The sequence below is a fragment of the Pseudomonas sp. UW4 genome (assembly GCF_000316175.1).
GTDB lineage: Bacteria > Pseudomonadota > Gammaproteobacteria > Pseudomonadales > Pseudomonadaceae > Aquipseudomonas > Aquipseudomonas laurylsulfatiphila.
Map to the genome: position 1 here is coordinate 1,122,030 of NC_019670.1, position 23,645 is coordinate 1,145,674.

The 23,645-nt window shown below is 62.0% G+C and carries 17 protein-coding genes; 10 read left to right on the forward strand and 7 right to left on the reverse strand.

Translation table 11 applies throughout. The features are described from left to right. Positions 1–2: 2 nt before the first annotated feature. Positions 3–431: a DNA polymerase III subunit chi gene (locus PPUTUW4_RS04890; RefSeq protein WP_015093639.1), complete on the reverse strand. Its 429-nt coding sequence runs from the start codon at positions 429–431 to the stop codon at positions 3–5. 60 nt (positions 432–491) lie between these two features. Next, on the reverse strand, positions 492–1,982 hold the full coding sequence (locus tag PPUTUW4_RS04895; protein ID WP_015093640.1) for a leucyl aminopeptidase: 1,491 nt from the start codon (positions 1,980–1,982) through the stop codon (positions 492–494). Positions 1,983–2,410: 428 nt separating this feature from the next. Here PPUTUW4_RS04895 and lptF point away from each other — a divergent pair, with 428 nt between their 5' ends. The 8 genes from lptF (at position 2,411) to pdxJ (ending at position 10,836) form a co-directional block, all read left to right on the forward strand. Beyond that, positions 2,411–3,529 carry an LPS export ABC transporter permease LptF gene (gene lptF, locus PPUTUW4_RS04900; RefSeq protein ID WP_015093641.1) on the forward strand — a complete coding sequence of 373 codons (1,119 nt, stop codon included), beginning with the start codon at positions 2,411–2,413 and terminating at the stop codon, positions 3,527–3,529. Then, complete coding sequence (lptG, locus tag PPUTUW4_RS04905) at positions 3,522–4,583, forward strand: LPS export ABC transporter permease LptG (RefSeq protein ID WP_015093642.1); 1,062 nt, start codon at positions 3,522–3,524, stop codon at positions 4,581–4,583. Before lptF ends, lptG begins: the two co-directional genes overlap by 8 nt. Before the next feature lie 171 nt (positions 4,584–4,754). Further along, positions 4,755–6,554, forward strand: a complete 1,800-nt coding sequence (gene lepA / locus PPUTUW4_RS04910; RefSeq protein ID WP_007973962.1) for a translation elongation factor 4 — start codon at positions 4,755–4,757, stop codon at positions 6,552–6,554. A 5-nt stretch (positions 6,555–6,559) separates the two neighbouring features. Next, positions 6,560–7,414: a signal peptidase I gene (lepB, locus tag PPUTUW4_RS04915; RefSeq protein ID WP_015093643.1), complete on the forward strand. Its 855-nt coding sequence runs from the start codon at positions 6,560–6,562 to the stop codon at positions 7,412–7,414. Between the two features lie 185 nt (positions 7,415–7,599). Further along, positions 7,600–8,289, forward strand: a complete 690-nt coding sequence (rnc, locus tag PPUTUW4_RS04920) for a ribonuclease III (protein ID WP_007973960.1) — start codon at positions 7,600–7,602, stop codon at positions 8,287–8,289. After that, on the forward strand, positions 8,282–9,184 hold the full coding sequence (gene era / locus PPUTUW4_RS04925; protein ID WP_007973959.1) for a GTPase Era: 903 nt from the start codon (positions 8,282–8,284) through the stop codon (positions 9,182–9,184). Before rnc ends, era begins: the two co-directional genes overlap by 8 nt. A gap of 163 nt (positions 9,185–9,347) precedes the next feature. Further along, the gene (gene recO / locus PPUTUW4_RS04930) at positions 9,348–10,037 is read left to right on the forward strand and encodes a DNA repair protein RecO (RefSeq protein WP_015093644.1); all 690 of its coding nucleotides are present in this window, start codon (positions 9,348–9,350) and stop codon (positions 10,035–10,037) included. Between the two features lie 52 nt (positions 10,038–10,089). Next, positions 10,090–10,836 (forward strand): pyridoxine 5'-phosphate synthase, encoded by a 747-nt coding sequence (gene pdxJ, locus PPUTUW4_RS04935; RefSeq protein WP_015093645.1) that lies wholly within the window; start codon positions 10,090–10,092, stop codon positions 10,834–10,836. 124 nt (positions 10,837–10,960) lie between these two features. Here the strand turns inward: pdxJ and mltF are convergent, their stop codons facing one another. Further along, on the reverse strand, positions 10,961–12,421 hold the full coding sequence (gene mltF / locus PPUTUW4_RS04940; protein ID WP_015093646.1) for a membrane-bound lytic murein transglycosylase MltF: 1,461 nt from the start codon (positions 12,419–12,421) through the stop codon (positions 10,961–10,963). Positions 12,422–12,706: 285 nt separating this feature from the next. Between mltF and purL the strand changes: the two genes are divergently transcribed. Both purL and PPUTUW4_RS04950 read left to right on the forward strand, forming a co-directional pair. Further along, positions 12,707–16,603, forward strand: a complete 3,897-nt coding sequence (gene purL, locus PPUTUW4_RS04945) for a phosphoribosylformylglycinamidine synthase (protein ID WP_015093647.1) — start codon at positions 12,707–12,709, stop codon at positions 16,601–16,603. Positions 16,604–16,608: 5 nt separating this feature from the next. Then, on the forward strand, positions 16,609–16,920 hold the full coding sequence (locus tag PPUTUW4_RS04950) for a YqfO family protein (RefSeq protein ID WP_015093648.1): 312 nt from the start codon (positions 16,609–16,611) through the stop codon (positions 16,918–16,920). Positions 16,921–17,106: 186 nt separating this feature from the next. Here the strand turns inward: PPUTUW4_RS04950 and nagE are convergent, their stop codons facing one another. The 4 genes from nagE to nagA all read right to left on the reverse strand — a co-directional run bounded on the left by nagE (position 17,107) and on the right by nagA (position 23,645). Continuing rightward, positions 17,107–18,822, reverse strand: coding sequence for an N-acetylglucosamine-specific PTS transporter subunit IIBC (gene nagE / locus PPUTUW4_RS04955; protein ID WP_015093650.1), 1,716 nt, complete (start codon positions 18,820–18,822; stop codon positions 17,107–17,109). 40 nt (positions 18,823–18,862) lie between these two features. Further along, positions 18,863–21,379, reverse strand: coding sequence for a phosphoenolpyruvate--protein phosphotransferase (gene ptsP / locus PPUTUW4_RS04960; protein ID WP_015093651.1), 2,517 nt, complete (start codon positions 21,377–21,379; stop codon positions 18,863–18,865). Between the two features lie 156 nt (positions 21,380–21,535). Further along, positions 21,536–22,558, reverse strand: coding sequence for an SIS domain-containing protein (locus PPUTUW4_RS04965; RefSeq protein WP_086780430.1), 1,023 nt, complete (start codon positions 22,556–22,558; stop codon positions 21,536–21,538). Then, positions 22,539–23,645: an N-acetylglucosamine-6-phosphate deacetylase gene (gene nagA / locus PPUTUW4_RS04970; protein WP_015093653.1), complete on the reverse strand. Its 1,107-nt coding sequence runs from the start codon at positions 23,643–23,645 to the stop codon at positions 22,539–22,541. The genes PPUTUW4_RS04965 and nagA overlap by 20 nt, the downstream gene beginning before the upstream one ends.

Sequence of the window (23,645 nt, forward strand, 5' to 3'; positions counted from 1 at the left end):
GCTCAGAGTCGCTGTAAACGGTGATCTTGCAGAGGATAGCCCTGTTCGCGGTAGAAACGGAAACTCTCCCGCGCGGCCTGGCGAATCGTCGGGTCTTCCACCACCACTTCCGCCACGCGGGCGAAACGCTGGGCGAAGGCCGGGACTTTCAGGTCGAGATTGACCAGCAAGTCCTGATGCTGACCGCAATCGTCACCCAGACCCAGGACAATCAAGCCATCCGGTTCGTTTTCGGCGGGGCCGTGGGGAACGAAGCTTTCACCCTTGAACGTCCAGAGGCGTGCGTCGAGATCGTTGCGTTGGGCGGCGTCACTGCAATGCAGGTAGACACGGTGCCCCATGCGCCAGGCCTTTTCGGTGAGCTTGCAAGCGAAATCCAGGCGTGCCGAAGGATCGGCGCTGGGCAGGATATAGAAGTCGACTTTGGTCATTGCGGTTCCTGATCCCTTGGGGGCACTGCCCGAAAGCAATGCCCCCCAGGGTCATTGGTTTCAGGCTTTGGCGCGGTCCAGCAGGTATTGGGTCAGCAAAGGAACCGGACGGCCAGTGGCGCCCTTGTCCTTGCCGCCGCTGGTCCAGGCGGTGCCGGCGATGTCCAGGTGCGCCCAGTTCAGGTTCTTGGTGAAGCGCGACAGGAAGCAGGCGGCGGTGATGGTGCCGGCTTTCGGGCCGCCAATGTTGGCGATGTCGGCGAACGGGCTGTCCAGCTGTTCCTGATACTCATCGAACAGCGGCAATTGCCAGGCACGGTCGTCGGCAGCCTTGCCGGCGCTCAGCAGTTGGCCGATCAGTTCGTCGTTGTTGCCCAGCAGGCCCGACGTGTGGGAACCCAGGGCGACCACGCAGGCACCGGTCAGGGTCGCGATGTCGATGACCGCTTGCGGCTTGAAGCGCTCGGAGTAGGTCAGGGCGTCGCACAGCACCAGACGGCCTTCGGCGTCGGTGTTGAGGATTTCCACGGTCTGGCCGCTCATGGTGGTGACAATGTCGCCAGGGCGCGAAGCGTTGCCGCTCGGCATGTTCTCGGCACAGGCCAGGATGCACACCAGGTTGATCGGCAGCTTCAGTTCCAGCACGGCACGCAGGGTGCCGAACACGCTGGCGGCACCGCCCATGTCGTACTTCATTTCATCCATGCCGGCGCCTGGCTTGAGGCTGATGCCGCCGGTGTCGAAGGTGATGCCTTTGCCGACCAGCGCATACGGCTTCTCGGATTTCTTGCCGCCGTTGTATTGCATGACGATCAGGCGTGGCGGCTGGGCGCTGCCCTGGCCTACGGCGTAGAACGAACCCATGCCCAGGGCCTTGATCTTCTTCTCGTCGAGGACTTCGACTTTCAGATCCTTGAATTCCTTGCCGAGGTCTTTCGCCTGCTCACCGAGGAAAGTCGGGTGGCAGATGTTGGGCGGCAGGTTGCCCAGGTTACGGGTGAAGGCCATGCCGTTGGCGATGGCAGTGGCGTGAGTCACGGCGCGCTGCACTTCAGCTTGAGCGGCCTTGATGGTCAGCAGGGTGATTTTCTTCAGGGCGCGGGGATCGGCTTTCTGGCTCTTGAACTGCTCGAAGCTGTACTCGCCGTCCACCAGGGTTTCGGCCAGCAGGCGGGTCTTGCCATAGCTGTCGCGGCCCTTGACCACGACTTCGTCGAGGGCCAGCACGGCATCGCTGCCGCCCAGGCCCTTCAGGGTGTTGAGGATGCCGGCGATGATTTTGCGGAACGGGCGGTCACCCAGTTCGTCGTCCTTGCCAGTGCCCACCAGCAGCACACGTTCGGCCTTGAGGTTCGGCAGGCTGTGCAGCAACAGGCTCTGGCCAACCTTGCCGGCCAGGTCGCCGCGCTTGAGCACTGCGCTGATCGCGCCGCCGCTCAGTTCGTCGAGTTGTCTGGCGACGGCGCCGAGCTTGCGGCCTTCGCCGACGGAGACCACGAGAGTGGCGGTCTTCAACGTTTCCGGGTTGACGCTTTTTACAACCAGTTCCATGTCCGGGTCCCTGAATTGATGGTTATCACGCATGCACCCGACACCTTATGTGCGTCGATTGCTTATATGAAGAAAGGCGCCAGGATCGACCGGCGACAAAGGCCGCAGTTTGAACCTCGCTACCGGCGGCTGACAACCCTCGGTTGTACGATCTTCATGGAATTGACGGCCTCTGTAGGAGCGAGCCCGCTCGCGAAGAACCCGAGACCACCGCGGGGCTTCAGGCTCCCCGCGTTATCGTTGACGACCATCGTCGGAACGCCGCCCGGAGCAAGCTCGCTCCTACACCTGCCCAATGCATTGCGCAGTGACAGGCGCACCCAATCACAGGATAATGCGCCATCTTTTTTCGGCGGCTCTGTCTTGCGGGCTGTCCGATATGTTTGCTTGTTTGGCCGCCTTAGCCTGACAACCCTGGAGTGTCTGGTTTGATCGTCTTCCGTTATCTGTCCCGCGAAGTCCTGTTGACCTTGAGCGCCGTCAGCGCCGTGCTGCTGGTCATAATCATGAGCGGTCGCTTCATCAAATACCTCGCCCAGGCGGCCTCGGGCCTGCTGGATCCGGGCTCGCTGTTCCTGATCATGGGCTTTCGCATGCCGGGGTTCCTCCAGCTGATCCTGCCGCTGGGGCTGTTTCTCGGGATCCTGTTGTCCTACGGGCGGCTGTACCTCGAAAGCGAAATGACCGTGCTCTCGGCCACCGGCATGAGCCAGCAGCGGCTGGTCTGGATGACGATGTTTCCGGCCACCCTGGTTGCACTCATCGTCGCATGGCTGAGCCTGAGCCTGGCGCCACAGGGGGCCAATCAGTTTCAGCTGCTGCTGAACAAGCAGGATGCGCTCACCGAATTCGATACCCTGGAGCCGGGGCGCTTCCAGTCCCTGCGTGACGGCACCCGGGTCACCTATACCGAACGCATGTCGGATGATCGCGTGAATCTGGGCGGTGTGTTCATCTCGCAAAAAAACATCAGTTCCAACAACAAGGATCGCGGAATTTCCGTGCTGGTGGCGGAAAAGGGGCGTCAGGAAATTCGCCCGGACGGCAACCGCTACCTGATCCTGGATAACGGCTATCGCTATGACGGTAGTCCGGGGCAGGCCGACTACCGGGCGATCAAATACGACGAGTACGGTGTGTTGCTGCCAAAACCGGAAGTCAGCGATGAAGTCACCGACCGCGATGCAATGCCGACCAGTACGTTGATCGGCAGTGAAGACATTCGCATGCGCGCCGAATTGCAATGGCGCATCTCGCTGCCATTGCTGGTGTTCATCGTGACCTTGATGGCGGTGCCGCTGTCGCGGGTCAACCCGCGTCAGGGCCGATTCCTCAAATTATTGCCGGCGATTCTTCTTTATATGGCTTACCTGAGCATTCTGATTGCCGCCCGCGGTGCCCTGGATAAAGGCAAGATTCCCGCCGCGGTGGGCTTGTGGTGGGTGCACGGGATCTTCCTCACCATTGGCCTGGGCCTGCTCTATTGGGAGCCTTTGCGCTTGAAGCGGGCGAGTCGCCGCAGCGCGCTGGAGGTGGCCCGTGGTTAAGCTGGATCGCTACATTGGTAGCAGCGTGTTCATGGCTATTCTCGCGGTGCTCGGGATCATTCTTGGTCTGGCGACGCTGTTTGCCTTCATCGACGAGATGGGGGACGTCAGCGATACCTACACCCTGGTCGATGTGCTGGGCTATGTGACGCTGACGGCGCCGCGCCGGATGTACGAAATGCTGCCGATGGCCGCGCTGATCGGTTGCCTGATCGGCCTGGGCACTCTGGCCAGCAACAGTGAATTGACGATCATGCGCGCCGCCGGTGTGTCGACCGGCCGGATCGTCTGGGCGGTCATGAAACCGATGCTGGTGTTGATGCTGGCGGGCTTGCTGATTGGCGAGTATGTCGCTCCGCCCGCTGAAACCGCCGCGCAGGCCAATCGCTCGCTGGCCCAGGGCAGCGGCGATGCACAAAGCGCCAAGCACGGTTTGTGGCACCGCCAGGGCGATGAGTTCATTCATGTCAACTCGGTGCAGCCTAATGGCATCCTGTACGGCGTGACTCGCTATCGTATCGACAGCGAGCGGCACATGCTGTCGGCGAGTTTCGCCAAGCGTGCCGAGTTCGACACGGATCACTGGCAGTTGACGGACGTCACGACCACTGTGTTCCACGAGCGCAGCACTGAAGTGGTGTCGACCCCGGTCGAGCGTTGGAACGTGGCCTTGAGTCCGCAGTTGCTGAGCACCGTGGTCATGGTGCCAGAGTCGCTGTCGATCAGCGGTCTGTGGGGTTATATCCACTACCTGGCGGACCAGGGGTTGAACAACAGCCGTTACTGGCTGGCATTTTGGGTCAAAGTGTTGCAGCCGCTGGTGACTGCCGCCCTGGTGTTGATGGCGATCTCCTTCATCTTTGGTCCGCTGCGTTCGGTGACCCTGGGTCAACGGGTGTTCACAGGCGTGCTGGTGGGCTTCACCTTCCGCATCGTTCAGGATTTGTTGGGCCCTTCGAGCCAGGTGTTCGGCTTCCCACCGTTGCTTTCGGTGCTGGTGCCAGCGGGTATTTGTGCCGTGGCCGGGCTCTGGCTGTTGCGCCGGGCCGGTTGATGGCGGGCTTTTTCCGACCGCTTTGACGATCAAAAACGCCCTTGTCGCAAGACCGGGGCGTTTTTGTAGGTGCCGTCTGACCTGCGAACGTGACGCTCGTGCCGTGGATCAGGTACAATTCCCGGCTATTTTTCGGCGGGCTATGCCTGCAGCCTTTTTGAGTGTTGATCCGTGAGTGATTTGAGTCATATCCGCAATTTCTCCATCATCGCCCACATTGACCATGGCAAGTCGACGCTGGCCGATCGCTTCATCCAGATGTGTGGCGGCCTGGCCGAGCGCGAAATGGAAGCCCAGGTCCTGGACTCCATGGACCTCGAGCGCGAGCGCGGGATCACCATCAAGGCGCACAGCGTTACTCTGTATTACAAAGCCAAAGACGGTATCAACTACCAGCTGAACTTCATTGACACCCCCGGCCACGTCGACTTCACCTACGAAGTCAGCCGTTCGCTGGCGGCCTGTGAAGGCGCGCTGCTGGTGGTCGACGCCGGCCAAGGCGTTGAAGCGCAGTCGGTTGCCAACTGCTACACGGCGATCGAACAGGGCCTGGAAGTAATGCCGGTGCTGAACAAGATCGACCTGCCACAGGCCGATCCTGAGCGCGTCAAGGAAGAAATCGAAAAAATCATCGGCATCGATGCCACCGACGCGGTCACTTGCTCTGCCAAGACCGGTCTGGGCGTCGATGAAGTACTCGAGCGCCTGGTGACCACCATTCCTGCGCCGACCGGCAACATCGAAGATCCGCTGCAAGCGTTGATCATCGACTCCTGGTTCGACAACTACCTGGGCGTTGTCTCCCTGGTGCGCGTGCGCCACGGCCGCGTGAAGAAGGGCGACAAGATCCTGGTCAAGTCCACCGGCAAGATCCACCTGGTGGACAGCGTCGGTGTATTCAACCCGAAACACACCCCGACCGTTGACCTGAAGGCCGGCGAAGTGGGCTTCATCATTGCCAGCATCAAGGACATTCACGGTGCGCCAGTGGGCGATACCCTGACCTTGAGCTCGACGCCGGACGTCGACGTGCTGCCAGGCTTCAAGCGCATTCAGCCGCAGGTGTACGCCGGCCTGTTCCCGGTCAGCTCCGACGACTTCGAAGACTTCCGCGAGGCGCTGCAAAAGCTCACCCTCAACGATTCGTCGCTGCAATACACGCCGGAAAGCTCCGACGCCCTGGGCTTCGGCTTCCGCTGCGGCTTCCTCGGCATGCTGCACATGGAAATCATCCAGGAGCGCCTGGAGCGCGAGTACAACCTGGACCTGATCACCACGGCGCCTACGGTAATCTTCGAGCTGCTGCTCAAGACCGGCGAGACGATCTACGTCGATAACCCGTCGAAGCTGCCGGACCTGTCTGCCATCGAAGACATGCGCGAGCCGATCGTGCGCGCCAATATTCTTGTGCCGCAAGAGCACCTGGGCAACGTCATTACCCTGTGTATCGAAAAACGCGGTGTACAGGTCGACATGCTGTTCCTCGGCTCTCAGGTACAGGTGACCTACGACTTGCCGATGAACGAGGTGGTGCTGGACTTCTTCGATCGTCTGAAATCCACCAGTCGCGGCTATGCTTCTCTGGACTACCATTTCGATCGTTACCAATCGGCCAGCTTGGTGAAACTGGACGTGCTGATCAACGGTGACAAGGTCGACGCCCTGGCGCTGATCGTGCACCGTGACAATTCGCACTACAAAGGTCGCCAGCTGACCGAGAAGATGAAGGATCTGATTCCTCGGCAGATGTTCGACGTGGCAATCCAGGCCGCCATTGGCGGGCAGATTGTGGCGCGGACAACCGTCAAGGCGCTCAGAAAGAACGTATTGGCCAAATGCTACGGTGGTGACGTCAGCCGTAAGAAAAAGCTGCTGGAAAAGCAAAAGGCCGGTAAGAAACGCATGAAGCAGGTCGGCAACGTGGAAATTCCACAGGAAGCCTTCCTTGCAGTGCTCAGGTTGGATAGTTAGGTCCTATGTCACTAAATTTCCCGCTGTTGCTGGTCATCGCCGTATTTGTCTGCGGCCTGTTGGCGTTGCTCGATCTGTTGATCCTGGCCCCGCGTCGGCGTGCCGCCATCGCTTCCTATCAGGGCAGCGTCAGCCAGCCTGACATGGTCGTGGTCGAGCAGCTGAACAAAGAGCCGCTGCTGGTCGAATACGGCAAGTCGTTCTTCCCGGTGTTGTTCATCGTGCTGGTGCTGCGTTCGTTCCTGGTGGAACCGTTCCAGATTCCTTCCGGTTCGATGAAGCCAACCCTGGATGTCGGTGACTTCATCCTGGTGAGCAAGTTTTCCTACGGGATCCGCTTGCCGGTGATCGACAAGAAAGTCATCGAAGTCGGTGATCCGCAGCGCGGCGATGTGATGGTATTCCGCTATCCGAGCGATCCGAACGTCAACTACATCAAGCGTGTGGTTGGCTTGCCGGGCGACACGGTTCGCTACACCGCCGACAAGCGTCTGTTCGTCAACGGTCAATCGATTGCCGAGCAACTGGTCGGCTCCGAGCCGGGCACGCTGGGCAGCGCCGAGCTCTACAAGGAAAAGCTCGGCGCCGCCGAGCACATGATCCGTAAAGAGATGAGTCGCTACCGCGCCATGCCGGACCATTCGTGGACCGTGCCGGCCGGGCACTACTTCATGATGGGCGACAACCGCGACAACTCGAACGACAGTCGCTACTGGGATGATCCGAGCATTCCCAAGGATCTGCTGGGCATGGTTCCCGACAAGAATATCGTCGGCAAGGCCTTCGCGGTCTGGATGAGCTGGCCGGAACCCAAACTCAGTCACCTGCCGAATTTCTCGCGGGTTGGCCTGATCAAGTAATCAAACACGGCGCTGTTGAACACAGCGCCGAATGCATTTCTGGAACCTGAAGAAGGTGACGGAAAAAGCATGAAGCCAATGATATTCAGGACGTTATTTTTGAACACAGCGTTAATTGTCCCAAGCCTGCGCCGCCTCACGGCGATGGCAGTGCAATCGAACCACGAACTCAGCGTGGGTAAACCGTGAGCGTCTCCTTAAGCCGTCTAGAGCGTCAGCTCGGCTACACCTTCAAGGATCAGGAACTGATGGTCCTGGCCCTGACTCACCGCAGTTTTGCCGGGCGTAACAACGAGCGCCTGGAATTCCTCGGTGACGCCATCCTCAACTTCGTCGCCGGCGAGGCGTTGTTCGAGCGTTTCCCGCTGGCCCGCGAAGGCCAGTTGTCGCGTTTGCGCGCACGCCTGGTGAAAGGTGAGACCCTGGCCGTACTGGCCCGTGGTTTCGATCTGGGCGAGTACCTGCGCCTGGGCTCGGGCGAGCTGAAAAGCGGCGGTTTCCGTCGCGAGTCGATTCTGGCCGATGCCCTCGAAGCGCTGATCGGTGCGATCTACCTCGACGCCGGCATGGAAGTGGCCCGCGAGCGTGTGCTCGCCTGGCTGGCCGGAGAGTTCGAAGGCCTGACGCTGGTCGACACCAACAAAGATCCGAAGACCCGCCTGCAAGAGTTCCTGCAGTCCCGTGGTTGTGAGCTGCCGCGTTACGAAGTGGTGGATATCCAGGGTGAGCCGCATTGCCGGACGTTCTTCGTCGAATGCGAAATCATCTTACTGAATGAAAAAAGCCGAGGTCAGGGTGTGAGCCGTCGTATTGCCGAACAGGTAGCGGCCGCCGCAGCACTGATTGCCCTGGGTGTGGAGAATGGCAATGACTGATACAAACGCAACGCGCTGTGGCTATGTTGCCATCGTCGGCCGTCCGAACGTGGGCAAGTCCACGCTGCTGAACCACATCCTGGGTCAGAAGCTGGCGATCACCTCGCGCAAGCCGCAAACCACCCGCCACAACATGCTCGGTATCAAGACCGAGGGCGACGTGCAGGCGATCTACGTCGACACCCCCGGTATGCACAAGGGTGGCGAGAAGGCCCTGAACCGCTACATGAACAAGACCGCTTCGGCGGCGTTGAAAGACGTCGACGTGGTGATCTTCGTGGTTGACCGCACCAAGTGGACCGAAGAGGACCAGATGGTGCTCGAGCGCGTCCAGTACGTGACCGGCCCGCTGATCGTGGCGCTGAACAAGACCGATCGCATCGAAGACAAGGCCGAGCTGATGCCGCACCTGAGCTGGTTGCAGGAGCAGCTGCCGAATGCGCAGATCATCCCGATTTCCGCGCAGCACGGGCACAACCTCGATGCACTGGAGCGGGTGATTGCCGAGCACTTGCCGGAAAACGATCACTTCTTCCCGGAAGACCAGATCACCGACCGCAGCAGCCGCTTCCTCGCCGCCGAGCTTGTGCGCGAGAAAATCATGCGCCAGATGGGCGCCGAGCTGCCATACCAGATCACCGTCGAGATCGAAGAGTTCAAGCAGCAGGGCAAGACCCTGCACATCCATGCCTTGATCCTCGTCGAGCGCGATGGCCAGAAGAAAATCATCATTGGCGACAAGGGCGAGCGCATCAAGCGAATCGGCACCGAAGCGCGCAAGGACATGGAGCTGCTGTTCGACTCCAAGATCATGCTCAACCTGTGGGTCAAGGTTAAGGGCGGCTGGTCCGATGACGAGCGTGCGCTGCGTTCGCTGGGTTACGGCGACTTGTAAACAGGTTTGCACTACACCGTAGAACCCTGTGGGAGCGGGCTTGTCCGCGATGAGGATGTAACATTCAGCAGAGATGTCGAATGTGAGTCCGTCATCGCGGGCAAGCCCGCTCCCACATTGGTTTGTGTTGATTTCAAAACGGCACGCCTTCAGCGAGACACTCATGTCGCAAACCCCGCCCATCGCCCAACCCGCCTACGTCCTGCACTCGCGCGCCTACCGTGAAAACAGTGCGCTGGTGGATTTCCTGACGCCGCAAGGCCGGCTGCGGGCGGTGTTGCGCAGTGCGCGAGGCAAGGCCGGGACGCTGGCGCGGCCATTCGTGCCATTGGAAGTCGAGTTCCGGGGCAAGGGCGAGCTGAAGAACGTCGGGCGCATGGAAAGTGCCGGTGTTTCCACCTGGCTCAATGGCGAGGCGCTGTTCAGCGGTCTTTACCTCAATGAACTGCTGATTCGCCTGTTGCCTGCCGAAGATCCCCATCCCGCCGTATTCGAACATTACGCCGCGACCCTGCTTGCTCTGGCCGAAGGTCGGGCGCTGGAGCCGTTGCTGCGTTCGTTCGAATGGCGCTTGCTCGATGATCTTGGCTACGGATTCTCACTGACTGCGGATATCCACGATGAGGCCATCGCCCCCGACGGTCTCTACCGTTTGCAAGTGGATGCCGGGCTGGAGCGGGTCTACCTGCTGCAACCGGGTCTGTTCAACGGCACCGAACTGCTGGCGATGGCCGATGCCGACTGGAGCGCACCGGGTGCGTTGTCGGCGGCCAAGCGTTTGATGCGTCAGGCATTGGCCGTGCATCTGGGTGGACGCCCACTGGTTTCCCGCGAGTTGTTTCGAAAGCCGTAATTTCCCCGTGTATGCTGTGCACCGAACTTTCTCTTCTTCTGGAGCGCTTTCCGTGACCACCAGCACCCGTATTCTTCTTGGCGTGAACATCGACCACGTTGCCACCCTGCGTCAGGCCCGGGGCACCCGTTATCCGGACCCGGTCAAGGCAGCACTGGACGCGGAAGAGGCGGGCGCTGACGGCATCACCGTGCACCTGCGCGAAGACCGACGGCACATTCAGGAGCGCGACGTTCTGGTGCTCAAGGATGTGCTGCAAACCCGCATGAACTTCGAAATGGGCATCACCGAAGAAATGATGCAGTTCGCCGAACGCATCCGCCCGGCGCATATCTGCCTGGTGCCCGAAACCCGTCAGGAGCTGACCACCGAAGGTGGACTGGATGTAGCGGGGCAGGAAGCGCGGATCAAGGCGGCGGTAGAACGCCTGTCGAAGATCGGCTCCGAGGTGTCGCTGTTCATCGACGCCGATGAGCGTCAGATCGAAGCCTCGCACCGTGTTGGCGCCCCGGCCATCGAACTGCACACCGGGCGTTATGCCGATGCCGAGACACCGACCGAAGTCGCCGAAGAACTCAAGCGTGTGGCCGATGGCGTGGCCTGCGGCCTGGCTCAGGGCCTGATCGTCAATGCCGGGCATGGCCTGCATTATCACAACGTTGAAGCCGTGGCGGCGATCAAGGGCATCAACGAGCTGAACATCGGGCATGCGCTGGTGGCTCATGCGTTGTTCGTTGGCTTCAAGTCGGCGGTGTCGGAGATGAAGGCGCTGATTCTGGCGGCTGCTGCCAAGGCTTAAAAACCAACACAAAACCCTGTGGGAGCGAGCTTGCTCGCGATAGCGGTCTGACAGACACAATCGATGTGGCTGAAAGGGCCTCATCGCGAGCAAGCTCGCTCCCACATTTGTTTGGTGGTGGCTGTCAGAGCGGCGCAGGCTCTTGAGCCGGCTTGCTCTTGTCGATCCCCGGAACGAGCAGTTTGCCCTCGGCGACCTGGTCGCCTTCAAGCTGTGGCTGGGTTACCCAGGTCAGGATGTCGTAGTAGCGACGGATGTTCGCCACGAAATGCACCGGTTCGCCGCCGCGGGCGTAGCCGTAGCGGGTCTTGCTGTACCACTTCTTCTCGGACAGGCGCGGCAGGATCTTCTTCACGTCCAGCCATTTGTCCGGGTTCAACCCTTCCTTGGCCGCCAGTTTGCGTGCGTCATCCAGATGGCCGCTGCCGACGTTGTAGGCCGCCAGGGCAAACCAGGTACGGTCCGGTTCCTGGATCGAGTCGTCGAGCTGTTCTTTGATGTAGGCCAGGTACTTGGCGCCGCCCATGATGCTTTGTTTCGGATCGAGGCGGTTGGACACGCCCATGGCCTGTGCGGTGTTCTGGGTCAGCATCATCAGGCCGCGAACACCGGTCTTGGACGTGACGGTCGGTTGCCACAGGGATTCCTGATAGCCGATGGCCGCCAGCAGGCGCCAGTCGACTTTCTCTTTCTTGGCGTAGGACTTGAAGTGCTGTTCGTACTTGGGCAGGCGTTGCTGCAAGTGTTGGGCAAAGGTGGTGGCGCCCATGTAGCCGAGAACGTCGACGTGCCCGTAGTAACGATCCTTGAGGCGTTGCAGGGTGCCGTTTTTCTTGACCTTGTCGAGGTAGTCGTTGATTTCGTTGAGCAGGCTGTTGTCGTCGCCCAGCCCGACGGCCCAGCTCTGGTTGCTGGCGTCACCGAGGTCGAAGGCGACCCGGATGTTGGTGAAGTACACCTGGTTCATCGCGACTTCGTTGGAGTCGACCAGCGTCAGGTCGATCTGACCTTCGTCGACCATGCGCAGGAGATCGACGACCTCGACTGCGTCAGACTCTTCGTATTCGATGCCGGGAAATTTCTGTTTCAGCTTTGCCAATTGTTCGGCGTGGGTGCTGCCCTTGAGCACCATGATTTTCTTGCCCACCAGGTCCTTGGCGTCGGTCGGCCGTGACTGGCCGTTGCGGTAAATGACCTGCGGGGTGACTTCCAGATAAGAGTGCGAGAAGCGCACCTGCTTCTTGCGTTCTTCGCTGCTGACCAGACCGGCAGCCGCCAGCACCGGGCCGTTGGGCTTGCCTACCTGGTTGAACAGGTCATCGAGGTTGTCGGCGGTCTCGATCTTGAGCTCGACCCCCAGATCGTCGGCGAAGCGCTTCACCAGCTCGTATTCGAAGCCGGTTTCACCGTTGCGATCCTGAAAGTAGGTGGCGGGGCTGTTTCGGGTAACCACCCGCAGCACGCCATCCTCCTTTACGCGCTCGAGCGTGTTGGGTTTATCAACACAGGCGCCGAGCATCAGGAAGAGTCCGGTTGCGATCAGCCATTTGGCGTACCGCGGACGCAAAGCCATTGGGAAAAACATCTGCGCAGTATACGCAAAGGACCACGGGCGCCATATCTCGACAGTGAAGGGCGAGTCTGCTAGAGATCACAAATCCGGCCGAAACCCCGCAGGAACGGGCCTTGTCTGCATTTTGTCACAGTAAAAATAAGCTGTCGTCACACGCCCGGTTAACCTGACTTTCGGGGCAGAAACACAGATCGACACCCGAGTGCAACCGTGCGTAGCGTTTCGGGTGATGTCGCGGGCTGTTTAGGCTAGAATGCACGGCCTCAAAGCACACCCCTTCCCGAGGCTGTCCCGAAGATGTTGATCCTGCGCGGCGCTCCTGCCCTTTCCGCCTTTCGCCACAGCAAGCTCCTTGAGCAACTGAGCCAGAAGGTTCCGGCTGTCAGCGGCCTGTATGCTGAATTCGCTCACTTCGCCGAAGTTACCGGCGTCCTGACCGGCGACGAACAGCAGGTGCTCGCGCGCCTTCTGAAGTACGGTCCAAGCGTTCCGGTACAAGAACCGACCGGTCGTCTGTTTCTGGTACTGCCGCGTTTCGGCACCATCTCGCCGTGGTCGAGCAAGGCCAGCGACATCGCCCGCAACTGCGGCCTGGCGAAAATCCAGCGCCTGGAGCGCGGCATCGCGTTCTACGTGGCCGGCCAGTTCAGCGATGCTGAAGCCCGGTTGATCGCTGACGGTCTGCACGACCGCATGACCCAGATCGTCCTGGGCAACCTCGAACAGGCCGCCGGCCTGTTCAGCCACGCCGAACCGAAACCCCTGACCGCCATCGACGTGCTGGGCGGCGGCCGCGCCGCGCTGGAAAAAGCCAACACCGAGCTGGGCCTGGCCCTGGCCGAAGACGAGATCGACTATCTGGTCAACGCCTTCGTCGGTTTGAAGCGCAACCCGCATGACATCGAACTGATGATGTTCGCCCAGGCGAACTCCGAGCACTGCCGTCACAAGATCTTCAACGCCAGTTGGGACATCGACGGCGAGAGCCAGGAAAAAAGCCTGTTCGGCATGATCAAGAACACCTATCAGATGCACAACGAAGGTGTCCTGTCGGCTTATAAGGACAACGCTTCGGTGATCGTCGGTTCCGTGGCCGGTCGTTTCTTCCCGGACCCTGAAACCCGCCAGTACGGCGCGGTGCAGGAACCGGTGCACATCCTGATGAAGGTCGAGACCCACAACCACCCGACCGCGATTGCTCCGTTCCCGGGCGCATCCACCGGTTCCGGTGGCGAAATCCGCGACGAAGGCGCCACCGGTCGCGGTGCCAAGCCGAAAGCCGGCCTGACCGGTTTCACCGTGTCCAACCTGCAGATCCCGGGCTTCGAACAGCCGTGGGAAGTGCCATACGGCAAGCCTGAGCGCATCGTTACCGCGCTGGACATCATGATCGAAGGCCCATTGGGCGGCGCTGCGTTCAACAATGAATTCGGTCGTCCGGCCCTGACCGGCTATTTCCGTACCTTCGAACAGTCGATCACCACCCCGCACGGTGACGAAGTTCGCGGCTACCACAAGCCGATCATGCTGGCAGGCGGCATGGGCAACATCCGCGAAGAACACGTCAAGAAAGGCGAGATCGTCGTTGGCTCCAAGCTGATCGTGCTCGGCGGCCCGGCGATGCTGATCGGCCTGGGTGGCGGCGCGGCTTCCTCCATGGCCACCGGCACCAGCTCGGCGGACCTGGACTTCGCTTCGGTACAGCGCGAAAACCCGGAAATGGAACGTCGCTGCCAGGAAGTCATCGACCGTTGCTGGCAACTGGGCGACAAGAACCCGATCAGCTTCATCCACGACGTGGGTGCAGGCGGTCTGTCCAACGCCTTCCCGGAACTGGTCAACGACGGCGACCGCGGTGGCCGTTTCGAACTGCGCAACATTCCAAACGACGAGCCGGGCATGGCCCCGCACGAAATCTGGTCCAACGAATCCCAGGAACGCTACGTTCTGGCGGTCGGCCCGGCTGACTTCGAGCGTTTCAAGGCGATCTGCGAACGTGAGCGTTGCCCGTTTGCCGTGGTCGGCGAAGCCACTGCCGAACCCCAGCTGACCGTCACCGACAGCCATTTCGGCAACAGCCCGGTGGACATGCCACTGGAAGTGTTGCTGGGCAAGGCGCCACGCATGCACCGTTCGGTGGTACGTGAAGCCGAGCTGGGCGACGACTTCGATCCGTCGACCCTGAACATTGCCGACTGCGTCGAGCGTGTCCTGCATCACCCGGCCGTGGCGAGCAAGAGCTTCCTGATCACCATCGGCGACCGCACCATCACCGGCCTCGTGGCTCGTGACCAGATGGTCGGCCCGTGGCAGGTTCCGGTGGCCGACGTTGCCGTCACCGCCACCAGCTTCGACGTCTACACCGGCGAAGCCATGGCCATGGGCGAGCGGACTCCGCTGGCACTGCTGGACGCTCCGGCGTCGGGCCGCATGGCCATCGGCGAAACCCTGACCAACATCGCGGCCTCGCGCATCGGCAAGATCTCCGACATCAAGCTGTCGGCGAACTGGATGTCCGCTGCCGGTCACCCGGGCGAAGACGCGCGTCTGTACGACACCGTGAAAGCGGTCGGCATGGAGCTGTGCCCTGAGCTGGGCATCACCATTCCGGTGGGCAAGGACTCGATGTCCATGGCCACGCGCTGGAACGATGAAGGCGTCGACAAGTCCGTCACGTCGCCGATGTCCCTGATCGTGACCGGTTTTGCGCCAGTGACTGACATCCGTCAGACCCTGACCCCGCAACTGCGCATGGACAAGGGCACCACTGACCTGATCCTGATCGACCTGGGCCGCGGCCAGAACCGCATGGGCGCCTCGATCCTCGCGCAGGTTCACGGCAAGCTCGGCAAACAGGCTCCGGACGTCGACGACGCCGAAGACCTGAAGGCCTTCTTCGCCGTGATCCAGGGCCTCAACGCCGACGGTCACCTGCTGGCTTACCACGACCGTTCCGACGGTGGTCTGCTGACCTCCGTCGTCGAAATGGCCTTCGCCGGTCACTGCGGCCTGAGCCTGAACCTCGACAGCCTGGCGGATTCCTCCGCCGACATCGCCGCGATCCTGTTCAACGAAGAACTGGGTGCCGTGATCCAGGTTCGCCAGGACGCCACCCCGGACATCCTCGCGCAGTTCAGCGCTGCCGGCCTGGGCGATTGCGTGTCGGTGATCGGTCAGCCAATCAACAATGGCGAGATCGGTATCACCTTCAACGGTGACACCGTGTTCGAAGGCCAGCGTCGTCTGCTGCAACGCCAGTGGGCCGAGACCAGCTACCAGATCCAGCGCCTGCGTGACAACGCCGATTGCGCCGAGCAAGAGTTCGACGTGCTGCTGGAAGAAGACAACCCGGGCCTGAGCGTCAAGCTGAGCTACGACATCAACCAGGACATCGCCGCGCCTTACATCAAGAAAGGCATCCGCCCACAGGTTGCCGTGCTGCGTGAGCAGGGCGTCAACGGTCAGGTGGAAATGGCGGCGGCGTTCGACCGCGCCGGTTTCAACGCGATCGACGTGCACATGAGCGACATCCTGGCCGGCCGTGTCGACCTCAACGAGTTCAAGGGCATGGTTGCTTGCGGTGGCTTCTCCTACGGCGACGTATTGGGTGCCGGTGAAGGCTGGGCGAAATCCGCGCTGTTCAACAGCCGCGCCCGCGATGCGTTCCAGGGCTTCTTCGAGCGCAACGACAGCTTCACCCTCGGCGTGTGCAACGGTTGCCAGATGATGTCCAACCTGCACGAGCTGATCCCGGGCAGCGAGTTCTGGCCGCACTTCGTGCGCAACCGTTCCGAGCAGTTCGAAGCCCGTGTTGCCATGGTGCAGATCCAGGAGTCGAATTCGATCTTCCTGCAGGGCATGGCCGGTTCGCGCATGCCGATCGCCATCGCCCACGGCGAAGGTCATGCCGAGTTCGCCAGCGAAGAAGCACTGCTGGAAGCCGATCTGTCCGGTTGCGTGGCAATGCGTTTCGTCGACAACCACGGCAAGGTCACCGAAAGCTACCCGGCCAACCCGAACGGCTCGCCGCGCGGGATCACCGGTTTGACCAGCCGCGACGGTCGCGTGACCATCATGATGCCGCACCCGGAGCGTGTGTTCCGCGCCGTGCAGAACTCGTGGCGTTCGGATGACTGGAACGAAGATGCACCGCTGATGCGCATGTTCCGTAACGCTCGCGTGTGGGTGAACTAAGCGTCGTGTACAAGCTCAGCTTCTTTGTTCCCGACAGTCATGTCGACATGGTCAAAAGTGCCGTATTCGCCGCCGGTGGCGGACGGATCGGTGCTTACGATCACTGTGCATGGCAAGTGTTGGGTCTGGGCCAGTTTCGTCCACTGGACGGCAGTCAGCCGTTCATTGGCGAGGCAGGGCAGGTCGAACAGGTCGAGGAATGGAAAGTCGAGCTTGTAGTGGCTGATGAGTTGATTCGCTCGGTGGTGGTGGCTCTGAAACAGAGCCATCCCTACGAGACGCCGGCTTATGAAGTGTGGCGGTTGGAGGATTTCTGATTCTCGTGCCGCTGAAATGAAAAACCCGCTGAAAGTGATTTCAGCGGGTTTTTTATTACCCACAACTATTGTGGTGTTAGTGATGGCCTCTTCGCGAGCAGGCTCGCTCCCACAGTGGATCGATGTACACCGGACCCTTGTGGGAGCGAGCCTGCTCGCGATGGCGGCCTGTCAGGCACCGAGGATCTAAACCTTGGCACTGACCTCACTGCGATTGACCAACGCTTCCAGCGCATCACTCAAACTTGGCGCCTTGTCGCCAACCAGCAGATGCCAGATCCCGCCGTCCAGCTGACTCACACCCTGGCAACCCAGCGCTTTCAAATCACACTCCGACAATGCCTTGCCATTGGCCAGTTGCAGGCGGATGCGCGTCATGGCGATGCAGTCGAGTTGCAGCACATTGTCGCCACCCCCCAGCGCATCGAGCCATTGCTGCGCCTCGGGTGTTGCCACGGCGGCAGGTGGAGGCGCGTCGATTTCTGCTGCCGGCGACGACACGATGGCACGCCCCTGCGCCGGCATCGCCAAGCGAATCTCATCGGCAATCGCATCGGCCATCGGCCCGACCACTACCTGCAAGCTCCCGCCCTTGCCCGGACGCACCACGGCCATGGCGCCGAGCGCCTTTAGATCGGTATCCGAGGCCTTGTTGCGATCCACCATGTCCAGGCGCAACCGCGTGGTGCAGGCACCGACGGTGATCAGGTTTGCGGCACCGCCCAAGGCCTTGATGTAAGCCCCGGCGCGTTCATTGTCGGCCACCGCCACCTGTGGGGTGGCAACACTGGTTTCGCGGCCCGGTGTCTTCAGGTCGAAACGACGGATGCAGTAATCGAACACCACGTAGTAGATCACGGCATACGCCAGGCCCACCGGAAACACCAGCCAGCCGTTGGTGGACTTGCCCCAGCCAAGCACCATGTCGATGAAGCCACCGGAGAAGGTGAAGCCCAGGTGAATGTTCAGCGCATTGGTGACGGCCATCGACAGGCCGGTGAGCAACGCATGCAGCAGAAACAGTAGCGGCGCGAGGAACATGAAGGCGAATTCGATCGGCTCGGTCACGCCGGTCAGGAACGCGGTCAGGGCCATCGACAGGAATATCCCGCCCATCACCTTGCGCCGTTCCGGCAGGGCGTTGCGGTACATCGCCAGGCACGCGGCGGGCAGGCCGAAGATCATCACCGGGAACATCCCGGTCATGAACTGGCCGCCTTTCGGGTCGCCGGCGAAGTAGCGCGACAGGTCGCCGGTGACCAGCGCACCGGAGGTGGGGTCGGTGAAATTGCCGAACACGAACCACGCCATGTTGTTGAGGATGTGGTGCAGGCCGGTGACGATCAGCAGGCGGTTGAACACGCCGAAGACGAACGCACCAATGCTGCCACTCTCCATCATCAGCGTGCCGAAGCTGTTGATGCCGTGCTGGATCGGCGGCCAGATATAGCCGAACACCACGCCCAGGCCCACGGCGGCGAACCCGGTGACAATCGGCACGAACCGTCGCCCACCGAAGAAGGCCAGGTACTCCGGCAGCTTGATGTCCTTGAAGCGGTTGTACAGCGCGCCGGCCATCAGGCCGCTGACGATCCCGGCGAGCATGCCCATGTTGATGCTCGGGTCGAGGACCTTGAGGGTGGCGATCATCACCAGGTAACCGATCACCCCGGCAAGCCCCGCCGTACCGTTGTTGTCCTTGGCGAAACCCACCGCGATGCCGATGGCGAAGATCATCGCCAGGTTGGCAAAGATCACCTGGCCGGCGTCGTGGATGATCGCGATGTTGAGCAGGTCGGTGTCGCCCAGGCGCAGCAGCAGGCCGGCAATCGGCAGGATCGCGATCGGCAGCATCAGCGCGCGGCCGAGGCGTTGCAGGCCTTCAATGAAAAGTTGGTACATGGCGGATCTCCCTGGATTTTTGTTCTTCTTTTGTAAAGAGCTAGCTCAGAGGCCAGTGCTGGTGGCAGGCATGACGCACGGCACTGGCGCTGCTCAGCTTGAGCAGGCCCTGGCTGATGCGCCAGCATTCGCTGGCGTCGAGATGACGCACGCGGTCCTTGATTTCACCGATCTGTACCGGGCTCACCGACAGCTCGCTGACCCCCAGGCCGATCAACACCGGCGTGGCCAGCGGATCGGACGCCAGTGCACCGCAGACACCGACCCAACGCTTGTGCTGCGCCGCACCGGCGCAGGTCTGGGCGATCAACCGCAGCAGGGCCGGGTGCAACGCATCGACGCGCGCGGCAAGGCCGGCATGGTCGCGGTCCATGGCCAGGGTGTATTGCGACAGGTCGTTGGTGCCGATGGACAGGAAGTCCGCGTGCTCCGCCAGTTGCTCGGCCAGCAGCGCGGCGGCCGGCACTTCAATCATCACCCCCAGTTCCGGGCGCTGCGCCAGGCCCAGTTCGGTACACAAGGCATCGAGGCGCTGGCGGATGTGCAGCAGTTCATCGACCTCAGTGATCATCGGCAGCAGGATCCGGCAGCGTGACAACGGGCGCAGGTGCAGTAGCGCGCGAAGTTGCTGGTCGAGCAGTTCCGGGCGGACCTGGGCCAGGCGAATGCCGCGCAGGCCGAGCACCGGGTTGGCCTCGGCGGGCAGTGGCAGGTAATCGAGTTGCTTGTCGCCACCGACGTCGATGGTGCGGATGATCACCGACTTGTCGCCCATGGCATCGAGCACGGCTTGATAGGCCTGGTGTTGTTCCAGTTCGTCCGGGGCGGTGTGGCGGTCGACGAAGAGAAATTCGGTGCGCAGCAAGCCGACGCCGTCGGCGCCATTGGCCAATGCGTCTGCCGCTTCCGTGCTGGACGCCACGTTGGCGGCGACCTCGATGCGCAGGCCATCGCTTGTCAGCGCCGGTGTGTGCGCCTGGGCCTGTTGTTCGGCCCGGCGTTGTTGCTGTTGCTGTTGCAACTGGCGCACGTCGGCCAGGCGCTGTGTGCCGGGTGTCAGTTCGAGGCGGCCGCCGTCGGCGTCCAGCACCACCGGTTGCCCCTGTTGCTGATCGAGCAGCGTCGAGCCCAGTGCGACCATGCACGGCAGGCCTTTGCCCCGGGCCAGAATCGCTACGTGGGAGGTCGCACCGCCCTCGGCCATGCACAGCCCGGCGACGCCTTGCTGGCTCAGTTGCAGCAGATCGGACGGAGTCAGTTCATGGGCCGCGACGATGGCGCCGGCCGGCACGTCGTAATGCCAGGTATCGCCGAGCAATACGCGCAGCACACGTTGCTTGAGGTCGCGCAGGTCATTGGCGCGTTCGGCGAGCAATGTACTGCCGGTTTGCTGGAGCACTTCGCATTGCGCGTCGATGGCCTGGCTCCAGGCGTGGGTCGCAGCTGTGCCCTGGTCGACGGATTGGCTGGCAGCGTCGAGCAAGGCCGGATCTTCGAGCAGCGCCAGGTGTGCGGCGAAAATGGCCTCTTCAGCGCTGTCCTTGTGTTTTTTTGCCAGGGTCAGGGTGTGGTCGATTTCATTGCGCACCTGGCCCAGTGCCGCGTCCAGAACCTGGCGTTGCTGTTGCGGATCATGCTGGCCGGCATCCACTGGCAGGCTGATCGCATTCAGGCGAAACAGCGGCCCGCCGACCAGGCCCGGCGCCGCGCAAACGCCGTGCAACACACCGGCTTCGGCGGGGCGATTGCGTTGGGCGATCGTCGGTGGCGCGGCGGCGTGACTGTCTTCGGCCAGGGCTGTGGATAACGCGGTGAGCAAGGCTTGCAACGCGGCTTCGGCATCCGGGCCCTGGCAACTGACCTGAACCTCCGCCTGTTCACCGATGGCCAGCCCCATCAAGCCAATCAGGCTGTCGCAGGTGGCCGACTTGCCGGCGAAGTGCAGCTGCGATTTGCTTTTGAAACCTTGCGCGGTCTGACGGATCAACGCCGCCGGCCGCGCGTGCAGGCCGCCACGGTGCGCAATGCGTACGAGGCCGACAATCTCTGCGCCGGCAAACTCGACATCGACCTCTGCGGTCGATGTCTGTCGACGAATGATGTGCAGCAGCGGCTCACCGACTTTCACCGATTTGAGGGTAATGGGCCGCGCCTGAAAGTCCTGGCTGTTAGTAAGGATCAGCAGGCTGACCAGGCTTTTGCACTGTTGCGCGACCTTGTCCAGGTCGTAGCGCAGCAGGGGTTGGCCATTGGCGACGCGCGCCCCTTCCTTGACCAGCATCGAGAAGCCCAGGCCCTGCAACTCGACCGTGTCGAGGCCCAGGTGCAGGAGCAATTCCGCGCCGTTGTCGGCACGCAAGGTCAGTGCGTGACCGGTGCGCGCGACATGCACCACCACCCCCGCGCAGGGGGCGTGGAGCGTGTCGTTGAGCGGATCGATAGCGATGCCGTCGCCCATGGCGCCGCTGGCAAACACCGGGTCCGGGACTTTGGCGAGCGTGAGCACCGGGCCGCTGAGCGGGGCGCTTAAAGTCAGCTCTTTATTGTTGTTATGCATGGCTCGGTCTCATCAAAAAATACAGTTCGGATCAACGTGCCCCCTGTAGGAGCGAGCTTGCTCGCGAAGAACCTGAGAACAACGCGTTCATTCAGGAAACACGCGTCATCGTTGACGTCCATCGCGAGCAAGCTCGCTCCCACAGGGGACAATGATTCAATGGGTGCGGGTGACTTTGCTCAAGTGCCGCGGCTGGTCCGGGTCCATGCCGCGGGCCACGGCCAGGCCGGCGGCCATCACGTAGAAACTCTGGATCGCCAGAATCGGGTCGAGGGCCGGGTGTTCGGCGCGGGTCAGGGTCAGATCGCGCTCGCGCACGTCATCCGGCGCGGCCAGCAGCACACGGGCGCCGCGCTGGCGCATGTCGGCGGCCAGGCTCAGCAGACCGGCCTGTTCGGCGCCCCGTGGGGCAAACACCAGCAGCGGGTAGTTGTCACCGATCAGAGCCATCGGGCCGTGACGGACTTCGGCGCTGCTGAAGGCTTCGGCCTGGATCGCCGAGGTCTCTTTGAATTTGAGCGCCGCTTCCTGGGCGATGGCGAAACCGGCGCCCCGGCCGATCACCATCAGCCGCTGGCAATCGCGCAAGGCCTCGATGGCCGGGCTCCAGTCCTGTTGCGCGGCGTTGCGCAGGCCGTCGGGCAAGGCCAAGCCGGCCTCGAGCAGTTCGGCGTCTTCCTTCCAGTGCCCGATCAACCGCGCGCTGGCGCTCAGGGTGGCGATGAAACTCTTGGTCGCAGCGACGCTGCTTTCAGTGCCGGCACACAGCGGCAGGCTGAACTCACAGGCGGCTTCCAGCGGCGAGTCCTCGGCATTGACCAGCGAAATGCTCAAGGCGCCGCGCTTGCGCAACAGGCGCAGGCTGTTGACCAGGTCCGGGCTTTGCCCCGATTGCGAGAAGGCGAATGCCACCTGGCCGCTGACCTTCAGCGGCGCCTGCTGCATGGTCACCACCGACATCGGCAACGACGCCACCGGAATGCCCAGTAGCTGCATGGTCAGGTAGGCGAAGTAACTGGCGGCGTGGTCGGAACTGCCGCGCGCCACGGTCATGGCCACTTGCGGCGGCTGACGACGCAGGCGTCCGGCGATCTCGATCATCTGCGGGTCGAGTTGCTGCAGTTGGGCTTGCACGGCCTCGAACGAGGACAGCGCCTCTTCAAGCATTTTTGAAGTCAATGTCTTCTCCTTCGACCATGACGGCGGTCAGTTTCAGTGAGCGATCCAGCCGCACGCAGTCGGCCCAGGCCCCTGGTTGCAGGCGCCCGCGTTCGGTGAGGCCGAGGTAGTCGGCGGGGAATTGCGACAGACGCTGCGAGGCTTCGGCGATGGGCAGGCCGATTTTCACCAGGTTGCGCAGGGCCTGATCCATGGTCAGGGTGCTGCCGGCCAGGGTGCCGTCGGGCAGGCGCACGCCGCCCAGACACTTGGTCACGGTGTGGCTGCCGAGTTTGTACTCGCCGTCGGGCATGCCGGCGGCGGCGGTCGAGTCGGTGACGCAGTACAGGCACGGGATCGAGCGCAGGGCGACGCGGATGGCGCCGGGGTGCACGTGCAACAGGTCCGGGATCAGTTCGGCGTACTTCGCGTGGGCCAGTGCGGCGCCGACAATCCCCGGCTCGCGGTGATGCAGCGGGCTCATGGCGTTGTAGAGGTGGGTGAAGCTGCTGGCGCCGGCCTCCAGCGCTGCGACGCCTTCCTCGTAACTGCCCAGGGTGTGGCCGATCTGCATGCGGATGCCGCGGCGGCTGAGGTCGCGGATCAAGGCATCGTGACCGGCGATTTCCGGGGCAATGGTGATCACCCGGATCGGCGCCAGTGCCAGATACGCTTCGACCTCGGCCATCAACGCGGTGTGGGCGAAGTTGGGTTGCGCGCCGAGCTTGCCGGGGTTGATGTAGGGGCCTTCGAGGTGCACACCGAGCACCCGCGCGCAGCCTTGTGGTCGCTGCTCATAGAATTCGCCGACGGCTTTGAGTACGTTGGAGATTTCTTCGCTCGGCGCCGTCATGGTGGTCGCCAGCAGCGACGTGGTGCCGAAGCGCACGTGGGTTCGGGTGATGGTTTCGAAGGCGGGCGTGCCTTCCATGATGTCTTTGCCGCCACCGCCGTGAACGTGCAGGTCGATGAAACCCGGCAGCAGATAAGGCAGGTCGTTGTCCGCCGGATCGCAAGGGACGCCTTCGATGGACACGACCTTGCCGTGGGCGTGGACCAGTCGGCCGCGAACCCAGCCGTGGGCTGTGAGGATGTTGTCTTCGGACAT

Coding starts and splice junctions, on each gene's coding strand:
- PPUTUW4_RS04890 (WP_015093639.1), bottom strand. CDS start 431: ATGACCAAAGTCGACTTCTATATCCTGCCCAGCGCCGATCCTTCGGCA.
- PPUTUW4_RS04895 (WP_015093640.1), bottom strand. CDS start 1,982: ATGGAACTGGTTGTAAAAAGCGTCAACCCGGAAACGTTGAAGACCGCC.
- lepB (WP_015093643.1), top strand. CDS start 6,560: ATGTCACTAAATTTCCCGCTGTTGCTGGTCATCGCCGTATTTGTCTGC.
- era (WP_007973959.1), top strand. CDS start 8,282: ATGACTGATACAAACGCAACGCGCTGTGGCTATGTTGCCATCGTCGGC.
- recO (WP_015093644.1), top strand. CDS start 9,348: ATGTCGCAAACCCCGCCCATCGCCCAACCCGCCTACGTCCTGCACTCG.
- mltF (WP_015093646.1), bottom strand. CDS start 12,421: ATGTTTTTCCCAATGGCTTTGCGTCCGCGGTACGCCAAATGGCTGATC.
- purL (WP_015093647.1), top strand. CDS start 12,707: ATGTTGATCCTGCGCGGCGCTCCTGCCCTTTCCGCCTTTCGCCACAGC.
- nagE (WP_015093650.1), bottom strand. CDS start 18,822: ATGTACCAACTTTTCATTGAAGGCCTGCAACGCCTCGGCCGCGCGCTG.
- ptsP (WP_015093651.1), bottom strand. CDS start 21,379: ATGCATAACAACAATAAAGAGCTGACTTTAAGCGCCCCGCTCAGCGGC.
- nagA (WP_015093653.1), bottom strand. CDS start 23,645: ATGTCCGAAGACAACATCCTCACAGCCCACGGCTGGGTTCGCGGCCGA.